We start from the raw sequence: 15,996 nt of genomic DNA on the forward strand, positions 1-15,996 counted from the left end.
CATCAAAAGAAAAGCCATTGTTCTTTAACATATCATCACTTCCCCATCAAAACTCCAACCGCATCTGATACCACACCACATTCCCATGTACAGATTCTGACACACCTTCATTGACAAATCCAAACTTGGCATAATAATGAATCAGCCTTTCTTTGCAAGTAAGCACCACGCCCTTTCTTCCCTGTTCTCTGGCATCCGCAATGACCTGTCTGAGAAGTTTTTCGGCGCATCCCTGTCTTCGGTAGGACGGAATCGTATTAACTCCGAAAATCATCTGCCATTCTCCGTCTTCCTTGTGCAGTGATGCATTTTCATACATCTCATCAGCCAGATCCGGTTCATCGGTCACCATGCCGTTAACAAATCCCACCAGTGTATCCCCGTCAAAAAGGAGCCAGAAATAATCCGGGTAAACCGTAAGTCTTCCTTCAAAATCTTTTTCCGTGGCCGCTTCCGCAGCCGGGAAACATTCTGCTTCTACAGCTGTGATTGCTTTCAAATCTTCTATCGTTGCTTTTCTAATCTTCATTTGCACTACCTCATTTTAGTTTCATGATTGCCAACAAAATAGTACCGCTTTTTCACAAACGATACAAGTTTTTCCTCATAAAATCTTCTCCTCTATTGACATATCAAGTCTATTGTTATAGACTAAAAGAAAAGAGTAGTCTATTCGTATAGACCATTTTGTGAAGGGGGTTTTAATATGGATTTAAAATTATGTGACAGTGAATATCGTTTTATGCTTCTGGTGTGGGAGACTGAGCCGGTACGTTCCGGTGATCTGGTGAAGATCAGTCATGACCGGCTTGGCTGGAAGAAGTCAACCACCTATACAGTCATCAAAAAGCTTGCGGAGAGAGGCTTTTTACAAAATGAAGATACCATTGTTTCCTCGCTGGTTCCGAAGGAAAAATGCCAGGCTGTAGAGTCCGATTATTTTGTAGAACGAACCTTTGAAGGTTCCCTGCCGGGATTTATTGCTGCCTTTCTGGGCGGCAAGACGATTTCGGAACAGGAAGCGGAGGAAATCAAACGAATGATTGACGAACATAAGGAGGGATGATTATGAATCTGATCCGGGAAATATTCCTTACAATCTGCAATATGTCTTTCACAGCAGGCATTGTGATTCTTCTTGTGCTGCTTGCAAGACAGCTTCTTCGAAAATCACCGAAAATATTCTCTTATATGCTATGGGGAATCGTTGCCTTTCGCCTGATCTGCCCGTTCTCGTTTTCCAGCAGATATAGTCTGTTCAGTCTGGATCTGTTAAGCAGGCATGTCTCCTCCGGGAATCAGATGATCTGGAACACCACAAACAATCTGCAATCTCCCAGGATTAACGATGCCACCAATACGGCGGATAACACGAGTTCAGGGAGCACACCATCTGATACCTCTGATGTGACCGAGACTGCCCGGCAGACCTCTGCAGAAAAAGCAGCAAGTCAATCCGATGCCCCCCGGCAGACTGCCATTTCAGGCGATGCAAATGCCGGATCTACAGCAGCTGTCGGTTCTTTATCGCCTTCTGTTTCTTCGCCTGATTCCGAAAGCTCAGGAGCATCTGTACAGGAAGTTTTTACTGTTTCCGATATCATGACTGGAATCTGGATTTCAGGAATCCTTGTATTCCTTGCTTATCAGGCATTTTCCGGAATACAGTTGAAGAAGAAGGTTGCCACTGCCGTAAAATATGAAAATGATATCTATGAATGTGACGGTATTTCCGTACCTTTTGTTATGGGATTTTTTCATCCGAAGATTTATCTCCCTTTCCGTCTTGGTGAGACGGAGCGCGCGTGTATCCTTCAACATGAACGATACCATATCCGCCGCCACGATCATCAGGTGAAAGTGATTGCCATCCTTCTTCTCGGTGTATACTGGTTCAATCCTCTGGTATGGAGCGCCTATTACTTCATGTGCCGTGATATGGAAATGAGCTGTGATGAGCATGTTCTTCTGAACACGACAAAGGATTTCCGCGAACCATACAGCCGTACTCTTCTCGGATTTGCAGCAGGCAGAAAGTACCGCACCGCAGGAGCTTTGGCATTCGGCGAGACTTCTGTTAAAAGCCGTATCAAAAATATACTGTATTTTAAGTCCCCGGGAAAACCGGTCATCGCCGTCAGTATTGTAATTTGCCTTCTCACTGCTCTGCTGGGCTGTGGGAATGTTCTGAATCAGAGCTCTATGCGCAATAAGTCAGGCACCGCTACAGTTTCGTCTGACGGAATTGAATACGAATACCGTGTTTCTTCTGACATCAAAAGCATGCTTCTATACCAGGAGTGCTATACTGACGGAGAACTGACTGAATATCGGATCCTGCAACATGCCGACTTCACAGAAAATGGGCTGCCGCGCAAAGGGAATTTCACCGTAAAGCGGGATTTCAACTACCCGGATGCTTCCCAGTGGAATGCTCTTTTCTCCGTAAATTTCGAAAATGCTCGGGCTGATTTCAGCATTTCCAATGCCATCCATTTCTCCGGAATGGCGGAAAATTATTATTTGGAGAACACCTCCGCTTGGACTGATATTATTTCCGATGAGGAAATTGTTCTGTCAGCATGGCATTTTGACGACGGTGAAGGTGTATCTGCTTTTCCCTGCAGCGAATACATGGATAAGACCAGTAAAGCAGAACTCCTTTCGAAAAACAGCGGAGATATCCTGTACTACCTTGTTTTTTCCCGAAAATCAAGTGATGAGCTTCTGGACGCATATTCTGTTTCTGAACGTGCGAAAGAATTATATCAGGCAAAAAATCCCTATTTAGGGGATGTCACGGCTGATGAAACTATTTTGCAGCTTATAAATATCGCTTCTTTTGGAGAATATACTTTAGAACTGAATACTAAGGCAACAGACTATGGCATTACAATAAATTTTTCAGAAACTCCCCGCAATGAGTATACCGCTTATAAAGATATGCTTAAAAAGGCCGCACTTTTTCTGACATTAACCGATAATGCCGAGTATGTTGAATGGACATACCCTGCTCCGGATGAAATCGAAACGAGACGGTTTAGATGTACTGCCGCAAATCTGGAACAGATTCTTCAAATAGAAGATATCAAGAGTTTTTCCTCATCGGATGCGGATCTGCAAATATTCTTAACCGAATATTTACAGACGATACATCAATCTGACGAACCGGGTGCAGGATCTTCCACCTCCGGATTCGATGGATTTCTTGCGCCTGACGGACGCGTTTATAAATATAAAATGCTGTTTACAGGACGCCATCCAAACGCAGCCGCCGACAACACTTATCTGGTATATACAAATGACACGGACCTTACATTTGAAGATATAACGGACTATATCTTTGGAAATACCTATCCCAAAGAAAGACAAATGTATATCATTCCCCAGCCAGAATAAAAAGGATCTTTCCAAGCCATACTAAATCCGTAACACGAAATGTTGTACAAAAGGAGGAAGTTACTATGTCTGATATTTCGATTCTGGATTTACAAAATCTGCGTCACCTGATTGGCGGTTTTGAAACCTGCCACTGCAAAATGACGGATTATGCATCCCAGTCACAGGATCCTGAAGTGAAAAAGATTTTTCAGGATGCAGCGGATTCTGCCATGAAAAACAAACAGGAATTGATGAAATTTTTATAGGAGGCGCAGGAAAATGGATGAAAAGACGATGGTTACCGATACTTTGGTAGGAATCAATGGAGAATTGAAAATGTTTGCGGAATATATTACCCAGACAGAAAACAAAGAATTAAAACAGTGTCTGAAGCAGATGCGAAATCAAAGTGAAATGTCTCAGGAAAAGCTTTATCAGGTTGCCCGGGAGAAGAGTTATTACGTCCCGGCAGCAAAAGCGACTCAGGAAGAGGTTGAACATGTGAAATCCATCCTGACTCAGCCGCAAATGAAATAGGCGGATGATTAAGGTTTGCGATCCAAAGGGGCTGTCGTATGACAGCCCCTTTCTGCTTGACACCGGAATTTACTATAAATCCACAACCTTCTCAATCCGCTTCCTGAAGAACTGGATCAACGGCCCGTTCAGCAATGCATTTGCAATCGTTCCAATCCCCACGATCAGCCACACATTATTACCTGCCGCCAGGCAAAATGCGACTCCGATCACAATAACTGTAATATCGGAAGCCACTCTGGCAAATTGAAAAGGCACTTTCCCTTTGGTCAGCTTCTCAATAATCAGCGCCACACTGTCATACGGAGCGAGTCCCATATCGGCGATCATATAAAGCGCCACACCGAGTGAGGCAAACAGCGTCCCCAGACACAAGGCCAGTATCCGAAGCGGAAGTGTCATTTCCACTTTCAGTACATCCAGCACTACCCAGCACAAAAAGTCTGCCGTATAGCCTACGCCTACCATATTAATAACCGTTCCCGGTCCGATCAAATGGCGTACAGTAAAAAATACTACAACCAAAATTAATATATTTGCCACAAGCTGCCAGTTTCCGAAGGACCATCCGATAAAACCGCTGATCCCAAGATTCATCCCACTAAACGGATCTACTCCAAATTCACTCAGGCGATAGCAGGTCACACATATTCCGATCAAAAGAATTCCCAGCAGCATGAACGCAGCCCTCATTCCAGTTACGCCCTTTGCCTTTTCTTTTTTTTCTTCTTTCTTCATTTCTATTATTCCTTTGCCTTTAACACATAGATTCTGGAATCAAAGTCTGTACATGGCGTTTTACCGGACAGAGTTTCTCCTGCCGTCACATCGGAAGTGAGAAGGCCCAGATTCATCAGCTCATCTCCATAATTATCCGTACCGTTTTCCACATTTTCATACAAAGTATCTTCCAGCAGTCCCCGGAGCTGTATCCGGGTATATGGCATATTGACTCCATTAAGTACACGATACCATCCCACCAGAGATGTTTTCTTATCCTCGCTTACCACCTGCCAGATCGTCTCATTGTTCTCAAACGGACTCTTCAGGCGATAGAAGGTACCGAACTGTATGATTTCTCTGTATTCCTTCATAAAACTTATCTGCGACTTCACCTGCTCGATTTCTTCATCTGTCAATTTGTTCAGATCCAGTTCGTAGCCAAATGTTCCAAAGTATGCTACATTTGCCCGTGTATGAAGTGGCGTATTTCGGAATACCTGATGATTCGGAGTCACAGAAACATGGGCGCCGATACTGCTGATCGGGTAGCACATGGATGTGCCGTACTGAATTTTCAGTCGTTCCACGGCGTCTGAGTCATCGCTTGCCCATCCCTGCGGGGCATAATACAGGATTCCCGGGTCGAATCGTCCTCCTCCGCTTGCACAGGACTCAAACAGAACTTCAGGAAAGTTACTCGTAAGTCTCTCATACAAGTCATACACTCCCAGAATGTACCGATGGAACACTTCTCCCTGGCGGTCCGCCGGAAGTGCTGCCGAATAACACTCCGTAATGCTGCGGTTCATATCCCATTTGATATAAGAGATGCGCGCTTCCGCAAGCAGCTTCGCCATCATTTCGTAAATGCAGTCCACTACTTCTTTTCGTGAAAAATCCAGCACATACTGATATCTTCCGTGGGAAACACTGCGTCCCGGCGTCTGAAGAATCCAGTCCGGATGTAAGCGATACAGATCGGAATCCTTGTTCACCATCTCAGGTTCAAACCAAAGTCCAAACTTCATACCCAACGCTTCAATCCGCTCTGCCAATCCTTTGATTCCTCTCGGAAGACGTTTCTTATTCGCGTACCAGTCTCCAAGGCCTGCGCGGTCACTGCTTCTTTCTCCAAACCAGCCGTCGTCGAGTACAAATAGTTCCACACCGCACTCTTTCGCTTTAGAAGCGATCTCCACCAGCCTATCCTCGGTAAAATCAAAATACGTCGCTTCCCAGTTATTATTTAAAATCGGTCTTACCCGGTCTCTCCAGTATCCTCTGGCAAGTCGGGAGCGGTACAGCCTGTGAAATGCCTGACTCATGCCATTCAGCCCTTCATTCGAATAAACCATAACCGCCTCCGGTGTCTGGAAATGTTCCCCTATATCCAGTTTCCAGTCAAACCCTGCCGGATTGATCCCCGCCGTGACTCTTGTCACATCATGCGTGTCCACTTCCGCCTGCATCCGGAAATTGCCGCTGTATACCAGACTGAAGCCGATAGCTTCCCCCTGATGCTCCGTCGTATGCGGGCGCTTCAGCACAAGAAACGGATTATGCTCATGAGATGAATTGCCACGTCTGCTGTCCACAGCCTGAATTCCCTGTTCCAGCACGCGCGTCTTAACATATCTTTCTCTCGCCCATGCTCCGGAGAGCTGCAGCCATACATAATCCTTATCCGGCAGATCCAGACTCAGGCTCATGGCCGTGAGAAGGTGAACCGGAGCTTCTCCTTCATTTACAAACCGTGCACTCCTTGCGATCACTCCGTCCTTTACGAATATCGTGTAAAGAAGTTCTAACTTTACTCCGGTCAATTCATCTTTCAAAATAACCGTCAGAGTCTGTGCCTCATCATCTGATTCCGTATACGTTGCCGGAAGCCCTTCGAGGCGCGGTTTTCCGCCATTGATCGTATGCCCGGCATACCGGAAATCTGAAAGACGGCTTCCGTTTTCCTGCAAAATCTCCACCGCCGGATGGCGATAGTCGGTCGTTCCGTACACCGGATACTCCTGTTTCAAATGCTCCAGTGAAAAGGTCCGATCCCCCTCATAAATATAAGAAGCCATTGGTCTGGGTGCTTTTTCAATCAAATAAGAGAAATCCTCTTTGTCACGAATCCGTTTCCCATAGTAAAGCTGTCCTAAATGGCCATTTTCCAACACACACATCAGATAACTGATCTGCTGATTATATAAGTGAAAGATTCTGCTTTTTTCATGATAAATAATTGCTGCCATCTTCGTTCCTCCTTTGAATTTCTGATAACAAGTATATCGCTCCTCAAAGGCTTGCGTTAGTTCTTTTTGTCAGCAAAAACATATCAAATGTTAGTTTTTTCCGGTTCCCGGGCTCTTCTGATTCATGAGCAGACGATCTTTCGCTGCCTGCCGGCTCGTCTTACGAAATTCTGTCGGAGTCATCCCGGTCTCCTGCTTAAAATTCTTTGTAAAAACCAGCGTGCTGTGATATCCACAGGCAACAGCGATATTTTCCACCGATTCTTCCGTAAGAATCAACTGTTCTCTCGCTCTGGATATCCGGAATTTTGTCAGGAACTCCTTGGGCGACAGCTGCAGCTTATTTTTGAATAACGTATAAAGATAACTTCGATTTACTCCCAGATAGCCTGCCAGTTCTTCTACCGTAAGTCCTGCCGCGTAATGATTCCGGATATAAGTCACCGCTTCTTGAATATAACGATTCTCTTTATTCTCTTCCATTAATTCCTCTATCACCACATCGGATGCCAGAACCGAGAACAACTCGTATAACTTTCCCTGCAGATAATACAGATCTGAAACTGTTGATCTGGTATGCTTCATCATATCCATCACAATTTCATTCAGCTTCTCCCCGTCCGCGCACCGGAAAATTCGCTGTTGACTGTTCAATCCAATGTCCTGTATAAATTTTTTTGCACCGGTTCCACCTACTCCAACCCAGAGATAGCTCCAGGGTTCTTCCTGATCGGCCTGATAGAAGGTCAGTTCCTCCGGCTCGATGAGAAATCCCTGTCCCTTTGACAATTTGTATTTCTTTTCTCCCACCTGGTAAATACCTTTGCCATCCATAATATAGTGAATAATATAATTCGGACGACTTGCAGGACCATAACTGTGCAGGGGTTCACACTGTGCAAAACCACAGAAACAAAGGTGAAATTCCTTGAACTTCGGTTCTAAAAGTTGTAATACATATGAATCTTCCATCGTATACTTATTCCTCTTTCCTCTTAAGCTCCAGAAGTTTCAATTCCTTCAGTTCTCTCAGTGTAAAGAAACCGCACACAATCGCAGCCGCCGCATCGGCAATCGGTCCCGCATACATGACTCCGTCGATTCCCATGAATATAGGGAAAATGATAATGAGCGGGAGCAAAAACAGAATCTGTCTTGTCAGCGACATAAACACACCCAATTTTGATTTCCCGATGGAATTAAAGAAATTGGACGTAACCGGCTGGATTCCATTGATCAGCGTCAGGAACATAAAAATACGAAAATACCGTTCTGAAAACTGGAAATATAGCTCACTTCCCTTCCCAAATACAGAAATGATCTGTCTCGGGAACACCTGGAAGCAGAAAAATGCAATACCCGAAAGCACCGTTGCCGTTCCCACTGCAAGAAGATAAGTCTTCCGTACACGATTGTATTTCTTCGCCCCGTAATTGTAACCGATGATCGGCTGTACCCCCTGGGAGATTCCGATGATAAACGACATAAAGATCATATTTACCTTCGATATGATTCCCGCACATGCAAGCGGAATATCACTTCCATAAACGGAACATGCCCCATAATACGCAAGCGTGTTGTTCATCACGATCTGCACAACTGCCATAGCTATCTGATTGAAGCATGCACTCATTCCCAGCTTGAAAATATTCAGACAGCGGATTTTCTTCATCCGGAAACAGCCCTTCTCCAGACGAATATTCTTAAACCGAAACATATAACGGAGGCTGATCGCAAATGACAGGATTTGTCCGATAATAGTCGCAAGCGCAGCACCAGACATTCCCATGTGGAATGCAAAGATAAAAATCGGGTCCAGAATCGTATTCACAATTGCCCCGGCAAGCATAGACATCATCGAATAATTCGGACTGCCATCCGCCAGAATCAGTTTACTCATACCGGTGTTTGCAATCAGAAACGGAAATCCAATTGCCACAATCCTGGTGTACTCCTCCGCATACGGCAGTACATCGCTGGTCGCACCGAAAAACTTCAGCATCGGAGTCAGAAACAGTAAGACAACCGCAAGCAGACAGATTCCGAAGATACCCATCAGAACAATAGCATTCCCGGCATATCCGGCGGATTCCTTTTCCTGCCCTTCCCCCAGTTTCAAAGAAAAGTTCGTTGCACCTCCGATTCCGATCAAAAGGGAAATCGCTGTGCATGTCGTCGACAGAGGAAATGCAATATTCGTCGCCGCATTGCCAAGCATCCCTACACCCTGACCAATAAAAATCTGATCCACAATATTATATAACGCTGTAACCAGCATGGATATAATGCACGGAATTGCAAAATTCACCAAAAGTTTTGACTCTTTTTCAAATCCTAGCGGATTGTACTGATCCTCCATATTCTGCATAGAATGCTGTCCCATTGCTCTGCCTCCTTATATTTTTTCTTCCGTTTGTTCCCCTGTAATTTGTACACGAAATCATGATACACCTTTTTTTTCTTCTCTGTCAACAAGGGACATGTGCGTCCCTGGCACGTAACCGGAAGAAATGCCGGCTGCTGTATGAACAGTAATCGGAAGTCACTTCAGGCTACTATGCGAAAAAACCGCATCATTTCCAATAATGCCTTACTTGATACCTTACCAGAAATGATGCGGTTTTCTATTTTTTATACTGCGGACTGCTCTCCCACTTAGTACAACAATTCATTCAAATATTTTTTATTTGCTTCAATATCGATTTCCAGCACGTCCATTCCTTCATAAGTAACCGGCTGGTATGCCCCTTCGGTCGGCATACTTGCCTGCTGCATCCTCAGGTTGTCGATCTCCAATACTTGTTTTGCCAAATCATAAATCTCCGTCACGCTCATGTTTGTTTTCACATGATTCATGCAGTAATTGATCAGAGGCAGGATGGCGGAAGCATCTTTCTCCGCCATAATCTGGCGGTAGATTCCGTACATAACGCTTCTCTGTCGTCTGGTCCGTTCAAAATCGCTTCCAAGTGTACGATTGCGTGCATGGGCCAAAGCCTGCGATCCGGTTAATGTCATATCGCCGCTCTGTATATCCGGCATTCCGTTCTGACGGTAGTATTCTGCCTCTTCTTCCGTAATAAAAACTTTTACCCCGCCGATTTCATCAATAATACTGACCAGATTTTCAAAATCAATGGTTATATAATTCTGGATATCCAGGTCATAGGTCTTATTGATCGTATTGATCGTCAGTCCGATTCCTCCATATGCATAAGTGTGGCCCAGTCTGCTTTTTCCGTATCCGTCAATATCTACTAATGAGTCCCTCAGAAAAGACACGACCGTTGATTTATTCTTACTCTTATTGAACGATACAAGCATCATACTGTCAGAACGTCCCATATCGGAATTCGGATCGCGGGAATCCGTACCAACTAAAAGTACATTGAAAACATCTTCATCCTTGGGATCTTCCTGTGCTATTTTTACACTTTTTGCGGTTGGGTCCACCTGATCTTCCGGTACGATCGAGACAACATCCTGATAGTATTTCCATGCGATCGATCCATAGATGCCAACATTCAGCAATATAGCCGCCACTAACAATATTCCAAGAATTTTTCTTGTTCTGTTTCTCTTGAAAAATCTCATCTGTCTCCTCCTACTCTTTTATGATTCGCCCGTATTGATGCTGTGTACCCTTCGGGGCATTTCCATAATGCCTGTATGAGTCCGATTCTTTTTTCACGCCATACCGACTGTAACCACTATAGCGTTTGTAGCCGTAGCCATAACCGTAGCCATATCCGTAACCACGACCGCGGCTTTGGTTGTCCCCGTTAAAGGTGTAACCGATCAGGTGAATACCGCTCATTGCAAGTGACTGGATTCCTTCCCGGATCTGCTGCATCTTGGTATGATCATATCGGATCACATAGAGCGCCGCATCCACATACCTTGCAAGAACCGCCGCATCGGCCAGAATACCGGATGGTGCTGTATCCAGTATAATAAGATCCGCCTGTTTTTTCAACGTATGAATCAGTGCTTCCATTCGTTTTGTTCCCAGCAGCTTTGTGTTCTTTTCATCATTATTCCCACCGTACAGAATTTCAAGACTTCCCTTACCTGTTTCTACACGGGTCAATGCGTCATTCAGAGCGGTTTCTTTTTTCAAAACAGCGCCCAGCCCCGGATGCGTTTCCTGTTCATTCATCACTCCGGCGACGGATGGATTTCTCATATCACAATCAATCAGGATAACTTTCTTTCCCTGATTTGCAATGGAGATTGCCAGATTGACTGCAAGTGTTGTTTTGCCTTCCCCCGGTATGGAACTGGTAATCATGATTGATTTGAATTGATTCTCCTCCATATCTTTCATGACCTTGATCCGAAGCTTACGGATTGCTTCCACATATCCCTGCGAAATTCTTTCATTTAACAGACAAAGAGAATTATTGAAAGTCTTCTTTTTTCTCTTCTTAACCTGAATATACGGAATACTTCCGCAATCCATCAGATTGATTTGATTTTTCAATTCTTTCTTTGATTTCACAGTCCTTCTTGTAAGAACATAAAACGCCAGTATCGCAAATCCGAAGCCGGCACCCTTAAGTGCCCCTCGCTTATACGAGCCGCGGATTACTTCTTCTCTTCTTGTGTCAGACGGGATTCCCGTTTCGTCCAATACGGTCAGTTTCGTCTTTCCTACGACAAATTCTGCTACCTCCGGATAGTTCTTTAGGACAGACTGAAGGGTGTTATATGCCACCTGCGGATCACTCGACGTCACGGAAATGGTCAATAGATTCGTCCCCTCATCCGCCACCGCGCTGACTGTTCCGGGGATCTGCGTAAGCCCCATATCCTCCGCCACAACATCCGCGAGAACTCCACTGCTTAGAATATATGGGAAAATCTGTGCCATATCTTCTGCCGAGCTGCCTGTAGAAGAGGTGACCGATACCGTTGCCTCTGCCACATATTGCGAGACATAACCGGTACTTGTTGAGAAATACCCTCTTATTGCAAATACAGCGGTCAATATAAGAATCAGCCACCATAGTTTGCGCAGTCCCTGACAAAAATCCACAAAAAGCGAAGTAATATCAATTTTTTCCAACTCTCTTCTTGATTCATTTTCAAATACTTCTTTATACTCTTCCATGTACCTTATTTCCTTCTATGATTATAGTGTCCGTAATATCCATACTCACCATATTTCCCATAATAGCGCCCGATTGTCTGATCTGCCGCACCGGCAAAGGATTTCACACCGTTTAGAACAACTCCCAGAATTTTCGCGTGACCGTCACGGAATTCATCCAGAATATCATTTACATCTTCAGCCAGCATATAATTCTGCCTCACCACCATGAGCACGGCATCCGCATGCTGCGCCCACACCTGTGCATCTCCCAGAAGTCCTGCCGGCGGAGTGTCAATGATCACATAATCCGCACTCTTGCGGCATGCTTCCAGCAGGATGGGCAAGCGCTCTGAATAAAGCAGTTCTGTGGAAGAAGAGTAGCAATTTCTTCCGCCCAGGAAAAACAAACGTGGTCTTTCTCCCGTTATCAGAATATCCGACAAATGACCGGAACCTTTTAAGAACTCACCAAGCTCTTTCTGTTCTGTTTCCTTCTGATTGAAAATAAGAAACTGGGAAGGTCTGCGAATATCGCCGTCTATCAGGATCACTTTCTTCCCCTGGTCCGCGAGACTGATGGCAAGATTCGCCGCCACCGTAGATTTTCCTTCATTCTCAGACACACTGGTCACGACCAGGGCTTTTCTCCCCTCTTTCGCCATCTGATATTCTACCTTCGCCGTCGCCTTTTTATAGCTTTCTACAAAGGCAAATCCAGAAAGCGGGTTATCAATCAGAACCGCCGCTTTTTTTCGGCTTAACACATCTCTTACAGTCTTATATTTATACTCGAAACTGATCGATCCAAGACTTCTTGCATCCAGCTTTTTCTCAATCTCATTTTCCTGCTTTACCGTATTGTGCATCACCGACAACAGCCCGAATAGCAGCGTACAGATCGCCGCACCTGCAAGAAACCCTTTCTTTGCCTGGGCACGCGCATCCAATGGATTCGCGGATGCGTACGGCATCTTCGGTTCCTCCAGAACGTTTAATACTGCATTTCCAACCGTGTAAATAGATACTTCAGTATAATGATCCATGATCGTGCGGATAATATCAATGGATTCTCTTGCGTTATCTGCCGTCACACTCAGGGTAAGCAGATTGGTTCCTTCCATAACGTCTGTCTGGATCTTCGCATCTACCTCTTCTATCCCCAGATTTTCGCAGATGATTTTCTTCATCACATTGCTTTTCAGTGTTTTCTCCAAAACCTGCGCCATGTTATAAGTCGCGCTCAAATTACTGTAAGAATAATTGCTTTCTTTCGAACCGACCACGAAGGTTGCTGTCGAAGTGTATTCGGGAACATACTTTATATTTGCCGCAACATAGAACAGCATCGCCCCCGCGAGCGCTCCCAGAATGATCGCCCACCAATTGTGAAGAATATCCTGCACCAGAGTAAAAAGGTCGATTCCCGTATCGACAGCCTCCGCGATTTCTTCTCGTTGTCTTTCCTCTCTGCTCATTCTACTCTTCCTCCACAACTACAAATAGCTTCGTGACCGCTGTCGATGCATTTTCACCGGTGTAACTGTATTCTACCGTATATACCCCTGGATTCGCATAGTCCACTTTCGAATCGATCCGAATGGCCTCCCTCGTCCCGGCCAGGAACTCTTCATCCTCTTCATACAGATATTCTGTCCCATTTTTCTCGATTCCTATAATCAAAGATTCCGGATCGATCATCTGATTTACTTTCGTGTATACAATATAATCCGAAAGAAGCGGATACTCTTTTCCGTTTTCCTCACGGTCATTTGCTTCCGTAACAGTCATCTCGATTTCCACTTGGCACACATCTCCGGCACTATTGCTGACCTGCAGAGTCACCGGATAATCTCCGGTCAGGGAACTATAATAACTGTCATCCCAAATCGTCCGGATCTGACTGCTTAAGTCGCCATCCAGACAATCCTCCGCCGACATGCCTTCCCGGATCACCTGCTCTCCATCAAATACTGTTGCGTTAAATAAATCTGCAAATCGTTTTGGATTCCCCATCCACTGCCGCACTGCAGCATTGCTCTGGCCCATACTACTACCTCCGTATTCTGTTCTTTTGTTCATCAAAGTTGAAATATCCGGCGAAACTGCCTTTGAATTTTGAACCGCTTTGGATAACGGTTGTTCAGACGAATAGATTTTATTTGTCCGGATCGGACTCCGTCTGAGATTTTGATGTGTGATTAGTATAGCACAGAGTTTTCTCTTTGCACAGCCTCTAAATATGCAAAACTACCGGAAATGTTTCCAAACATCTCCGATAGTTTTTCCCAACCTATTATAGTTTAAGCTAACCAGGTTCAATCCCCTCTAATCCAATATCCCCTGTTCTTTCCCCTTCAGTATCGCCTGGACTCTGCTATTAACCCCCAGTTTTTTATACAAATTATAAATATGGCTCTTTACCGTCGGGAGCTTCAGGTTCAGTTCTTCGCAGATCTCCGCGTTGGTAAGGCTGCGGTTAATATCTTGGAGTATAATGGTTTCCATCATCGTCAAATGCTCTTCTGTCGCTTCTTCAGCGGAACGACTGATTCTCGCTTCCCGTCTGGCGCACCGGAGTACAACTTCCATGTAGTCTTCTTTGGGCATGCGAAGTACATTTCCGTAATTGTATTTTTTCTTCCTGTGCCAGCCGCCCGGGGAGTTTTTGCTCAGCCAGTCAATGTATTCCTCCAGTACTTCTTCGCCCTTTTTTTCATACACCGTGTAAAATCCGACATAGCGGGCTTCACCGGAAACCATAAAGGATTCGATCGTTTTACGAAGTGCCTGACCGTGCAGGCCTTCATCCCAGAAAATAACAGCCTGTTGGAACAGTAATTCCGCCAGATATTTATTGCGCCGGTAAAACTGGAGATACGGAATTAAATGGCGAAGTATTTTTTCGGAACGTTTATACTGGTTCAAGTGCAAATATCCTTTTACCTGGCAAAACAGCTGATCGTAATTATCTTCTTTTACAGAGATTCCCATGTTTTTATCGGACTTGAGCAGCCATCTTGTAAGGCGTTCCTGTTCATTTCTGACGGGAGCAAACAAACTGCTGACTGCTTCTGTATTTTTTAGGCAAACCTGATTTTCTTCCTTCATCAAAGAATTTTCCAGGCTGGAAATCTGTTCTTTGTGGTCTTCTTTCGGTGCCAGACGCTGCAATTTATATAGAAGATACAGCTTTGCCAGGCGCTGCTGCCACGGGCTCCTTCTGGAATTCTCTGCATCTTTCTGTGCGAAAAGCAATTCCCAGTCTTCCATAGGAATGGTGTCTTTGCGTTCCGTCTCAAGATAATAGTCGATTCGCGCCAGTTGATAACATTTCCACTCTTCTTTCCCCAAATGCTCCTTCCATATCTTTGCCTTCCGGTTCTCTTCACGCTTTGTACAGGCAAAAAGTCTGGACAGGTCCCGCACTCCGCAAAGATATGTATGGGAATTTCCCAGGATATTATATAAATGGAAATGTTCTTTCTCCCGGCTATATTGCTCCAGCAGCCCAAGCCAGAAGTCCAGATCAAGATCCGGTTTCAGGAAGGTCAGATTTAAGTAAATTTCCCTTTTCTCGTGTGCATCTTTCTCAGAAATGTTCAGATTCTGTATTTCCAGATTTATGCCGTCCGGTTTTTGTCTTGTGTAACAATAAACGCCTCTCAGATAGCACAGTCTGGGGTCGGTTCCTTTCCATCCCATGACCTCTGAATAAGGGATTTCCAGAAATGGAATTTTTGCATAATTCTGAAGCATACACGCGCGATAGGCTTCCTCATCATGAGACTTTTTCAGGCAAAAAAGCGCCTCTGCTACATTTCCGTTCTGATGATACCAGTTTGCAAGATGTTTCCAGAAAATCGGATTCGTCTCCGGAAAATGCATATCCCGAAACATGGGGGCTATTTTCCATCGTTCTTTCTCTTTGTCATATTCCAAAAGCCCTTTGCGGCATAAATCTTGCAGACTATCTGACGCCCACGGAAGCTGCCAAATCTCCCTGCACATTGT

At 44.8% G+C, this 15,996-nt stretch carries 14 protein-coding genes; 4 read left to right on the forward strand and 10 right to left on the reverse strand.

All coding sequences use genetic code 11. The features are described from left to right. Positions 1 to 46: 46 nt before the first annotated feature. Positions 47 to 529 carry a GNAT family N-acetyltransferase gene (locus ACTNA4_RS06705; protein ID WP_441029231.1) on the reverse strand — a complete coding sequence of 161 codons (483 nt, stop codon included), beginning with the start codon at positions 527 to 529 and terminating at the stop codon, positions 47 to 49. A gap of 177 nt (positions 530 to 706) precedes the next feature. Here ACTNA4_RS06705 and ACTNA4_RS06710 point away from each other — a divergent pair, with 177 nt between their 5' ends. From ACTNA4_RS06710 to ACTNA4_RS06725, 4 genes are all read left to right on the forward strand, one after another. Next, complete coding sequence (locus tag ACTNA4_RS06710; protein ID WP_441029233.1) at positions 707 to 1,066, forward strand: BlaI/MecI/CopY family transcriptional regulator; 360 nt, start codon at positions 707 to 709, stop codon at positions 1,064 to 1,066. A 2-nt stretch (positions 1,067 to 1,068) separates the two neighbouring features. Beyond that, entirely contained in the window at positions 1,069 to 3,399 is a 2,331-nt protein-coding gene (locus ACTNA4_RS06715) for a M56 family metallopeptidase (protein WP_441029235.1), read from the forward strand. Positions 3,400 to 3,464: 65 nt separating this feature from the next. Beyond that, positions 3,465 to 3,647, forward strand: a complete 183-nt coding sequence (locus ACTNA4_RS06720; protein WP_291817183.1) for a hypothetical protein — start codon at positions 3,465 to 3,467, stop codon at positions 3,645 to 3,647. A 13-nt stretch (positions 3,648 to 3,660) separates the two neighbouring features. Beyond that, positions 3,661 to 3,918 (forward strand): spore coat protein, encoded by a 258-nt coding sequence (locus ACTNA4_RS06725; protein WP_441029237.1) that lies wholly within the window; start codon positions 3,661 to 3,663, stop codon positions 3,916 to 3,918. A 72-nt stretch (positions 3,919 to 3,990) separates the two neighbouring features. On the opposite strand, the gene ACTNA4_RS06730 is transcribed toward ACTNA4_RS06725, so the two are convergent. The 9 genes from ACTNA4_RS06730 to ACTNA4_RS06770 all read right to left on the reverse strand — a co-directional run bounded on the left by ACTNA4_RS06730 (position 3,991) and on the right by ACTNA4_RS06770 (position 15,993). Next, positions 3,991 to 4,656: a YczE/YyaS/YitT family protein gene (locus ACTNA4_RS06730; protein ID WP_427805877.1), complete on the reverse strand. Its 666-nt coding sequence runs from the start codon at positions 4,654 to 4,656 to the stop codon at positions 3,991 to 3,993. Between the two features lie 5 nt (positions 4,657 to 4,661). After that, positions 4,662 to 6,890: an alpha-galactosidase gene (locus tag ACTNA4_RS06735; RefSeq protein WP_441029239.1), complete on the reverse strand. Its 2,229-nt coding sequence runs from the start codon at positions 6,888 to 6,890 to the stop codon at positions 4,662 to 4,664. Positions 6,891 to 6,980: 90 nt separating this feature from the next. Next, positions 6,981 to 7,862, reverse strand: a complete 882-nt coding sequence (locus ACTNA4_RS06740; protein WP_441029241.1) for an AraC family transcriptional regulator — start codon at positions 7,860 to 7,862, stop codon at positions 6,981 to 6,983. A gap of 7 nt (positions 7,863 to 7,869) precedes the next feature. Further along, positions 7,870 to 9,258, reverse strand: a complete 1,389-nt coding sequence (locus ACTNA4_RS06745) for an MATE family efflux transporter (RefSeq protein ID WP_441029328.1) — start codon at positions 9,256 to 9,258, stop codon at positions 7,870 to 7,872. Positions 9,259 to 9,545: 287 nt separating this feature from the next. Next, positions 9,546 to 10,484, reverse strand: coding sequence for an LCP family protein (locus tag ACTNA4_RS06750; RefSeq protein ID WP_441029243.1), 939 nt, complete (start codon positions 10,482 to 10,484; stop codon positions 9,546 to 9,548). A 10-nt stretch (positions 10,485 to 10,494) separates the two neighbouring features. Next, entirely contained in the window at positions 10,495 to 12,003 is a 1,509-nt protein-coding gene (locus ACTNA4_RS06755; protein WP_441029245.1) for a polysaccharide biosynthesis tyrosine autokinase, read from the reverse strand. Positions 12,004 to 12,008: 5 nt separating this feature from the next. Continuing rightward, on the reverse strand, positions 12,009 to 13,460 hold the full coding sequence (locus tag ACTNA4_RS06760) for a polysaccharide biosynthesis tyrosine autokinase (protein ID WP_441029247.1): 1,452 nt from the start codon (positions 13,458 to 13,460) through the stop codon (positions 12,009 to 12,011). Position 13,461: 1 nt separating this feature from the next. Beyond that, entirely contained in the window at positions 13,462 to 14,031 is a 570-nt protein-coding gene (locus ACTNA4_RS06765; RefSeq protein ID WP_441029249.1) for a hypothetical protein, read from the reverse strand. A 279-nt stretch (positions 14,032 to 14,310) separates the two neighbouring features. Then, the gene (locus ACTNA4_RS06770; RefSeq protein WP_441029251.1) at positions 14,311 to 15,993 is read right to left on the reverse strand and encodes a response regulator transcription factor; all 1,683 of its coding nucleotides are present in this window, start codon (positions 15,991 to 15,993) and stop codon (positions 14,311 to 14,313) included. Positions 15,994 to 15,996 lie beyond the last annotated feature (3 nt).

Source organism: Bariatricus sp. HCP28S3_A7 (assembly GCF_052066375.1).
Lineage (GTDB): Bacteria > Bacillota > Clostridia > Lachnospirales > Lachnospiraceae > Allocoprococcus.

Bases quoted from the DNA above. Each gene is read 5' to 3' on its own strand.
- ACTNA4_RS06705 (WP_441029231.1), bottom strand. From the start codon at position 529: ATGAAGATTAGAAAAGCAACGATAGAAGATTTGAAAGCAATCACAGCT.
- ACTNA4_RS06710 (WP_441029233.1), top strand. From the start codon at position 707: ATGGATTTAAAATTATGTGACAGTGAATATCGTTTTATGCTTCTGGTG.
- ACTNA4_RS06715 (WP_441029235.1), top strand. From the start codon at position 1,069: ATGAATCTGATCCGGGAAATATTCCTTACAATCTGCAATATGTCTTTC.
- ACTNA4_RS06720 (WP_291817183.1), top strand. From the start codon at position 3,465: ATGTCTGATATTTCGATTCTGGATTTACAAAATCTGCGTCACCTGATT.
- ACTNA4_RS06725 (WP_441029237.1), top strand. From the start codon at position 3,661: ATGGATGAAAAGACGATGGTTACCGATACTTTGGTAGGAATCAATGGA.
- ACTNA4_RS06730 (WP_427805877.1), bottom strand. From the start codon at position 4,656: ATGAAGAAAGAAGAAAAAAAAGAAAAGGCAAAGGGCGTAACTGGAATG.
- ACTNA4_RS06735 (WP_441029239.1), bottom strand. From the start codon at position 6,890: ATGGCAGCAATTATTTATCATGAAAAAAGCAGAATCTTTCACTTATAT.
- ACTNA4_RS06740 (WP_441029241.1), bottom strand. From the start codon at position 7,862: ATGGAAGATTCATATGTATTACAACTTTTAGAACCGAAGTTCAAGGAA.
- ACTNA4_RS06745 (WP_441029328.1), bottom strand. From the start codon at position 9,258: ATGCAGAATATGGAGGATCAGTACAATCCGCTAGGATTTGAAAAAGAG.
- ACTNA4_RS06750 (WP_441029243.1), bottom strand. From the start codon at position 10,484: ATGAGATTTTTCAAGAGAAACAGAACAAGAAAAATTCTTGGAATATTG.
- ACTNA4_RS06755 (WP_441029245.1), bottom strand. From the start codon at position 12,003: ATGGAAGAGTATAAAGAAGTATTTGAAAATGAATCAAGAAGAGAGTTG.
- ACTNA4_RS06760 (WP_441029247.1), bottom strand. From the start codon at position 13,460: ATGAGCAGAGAGGAAAGACAACGAGAAGAAATCGCGGAGGCTGTCGAT.
- ACTNA4_RS06765 (WP_441029249.1), bottom strand. From the start codon at position 14,031: ATGGGCCAGAGCAATGCTGCAGTGCGGCAGTGGATGGGGAATCCAAAA.
- ACTNA4_RS06770 (WP_441029251.1), bottom strand. From the start codon at position 15,993: ATGTGCAGGGAGATTTGGCAGCTTCCGTGGGCGTCAGATAGTCTGCAA.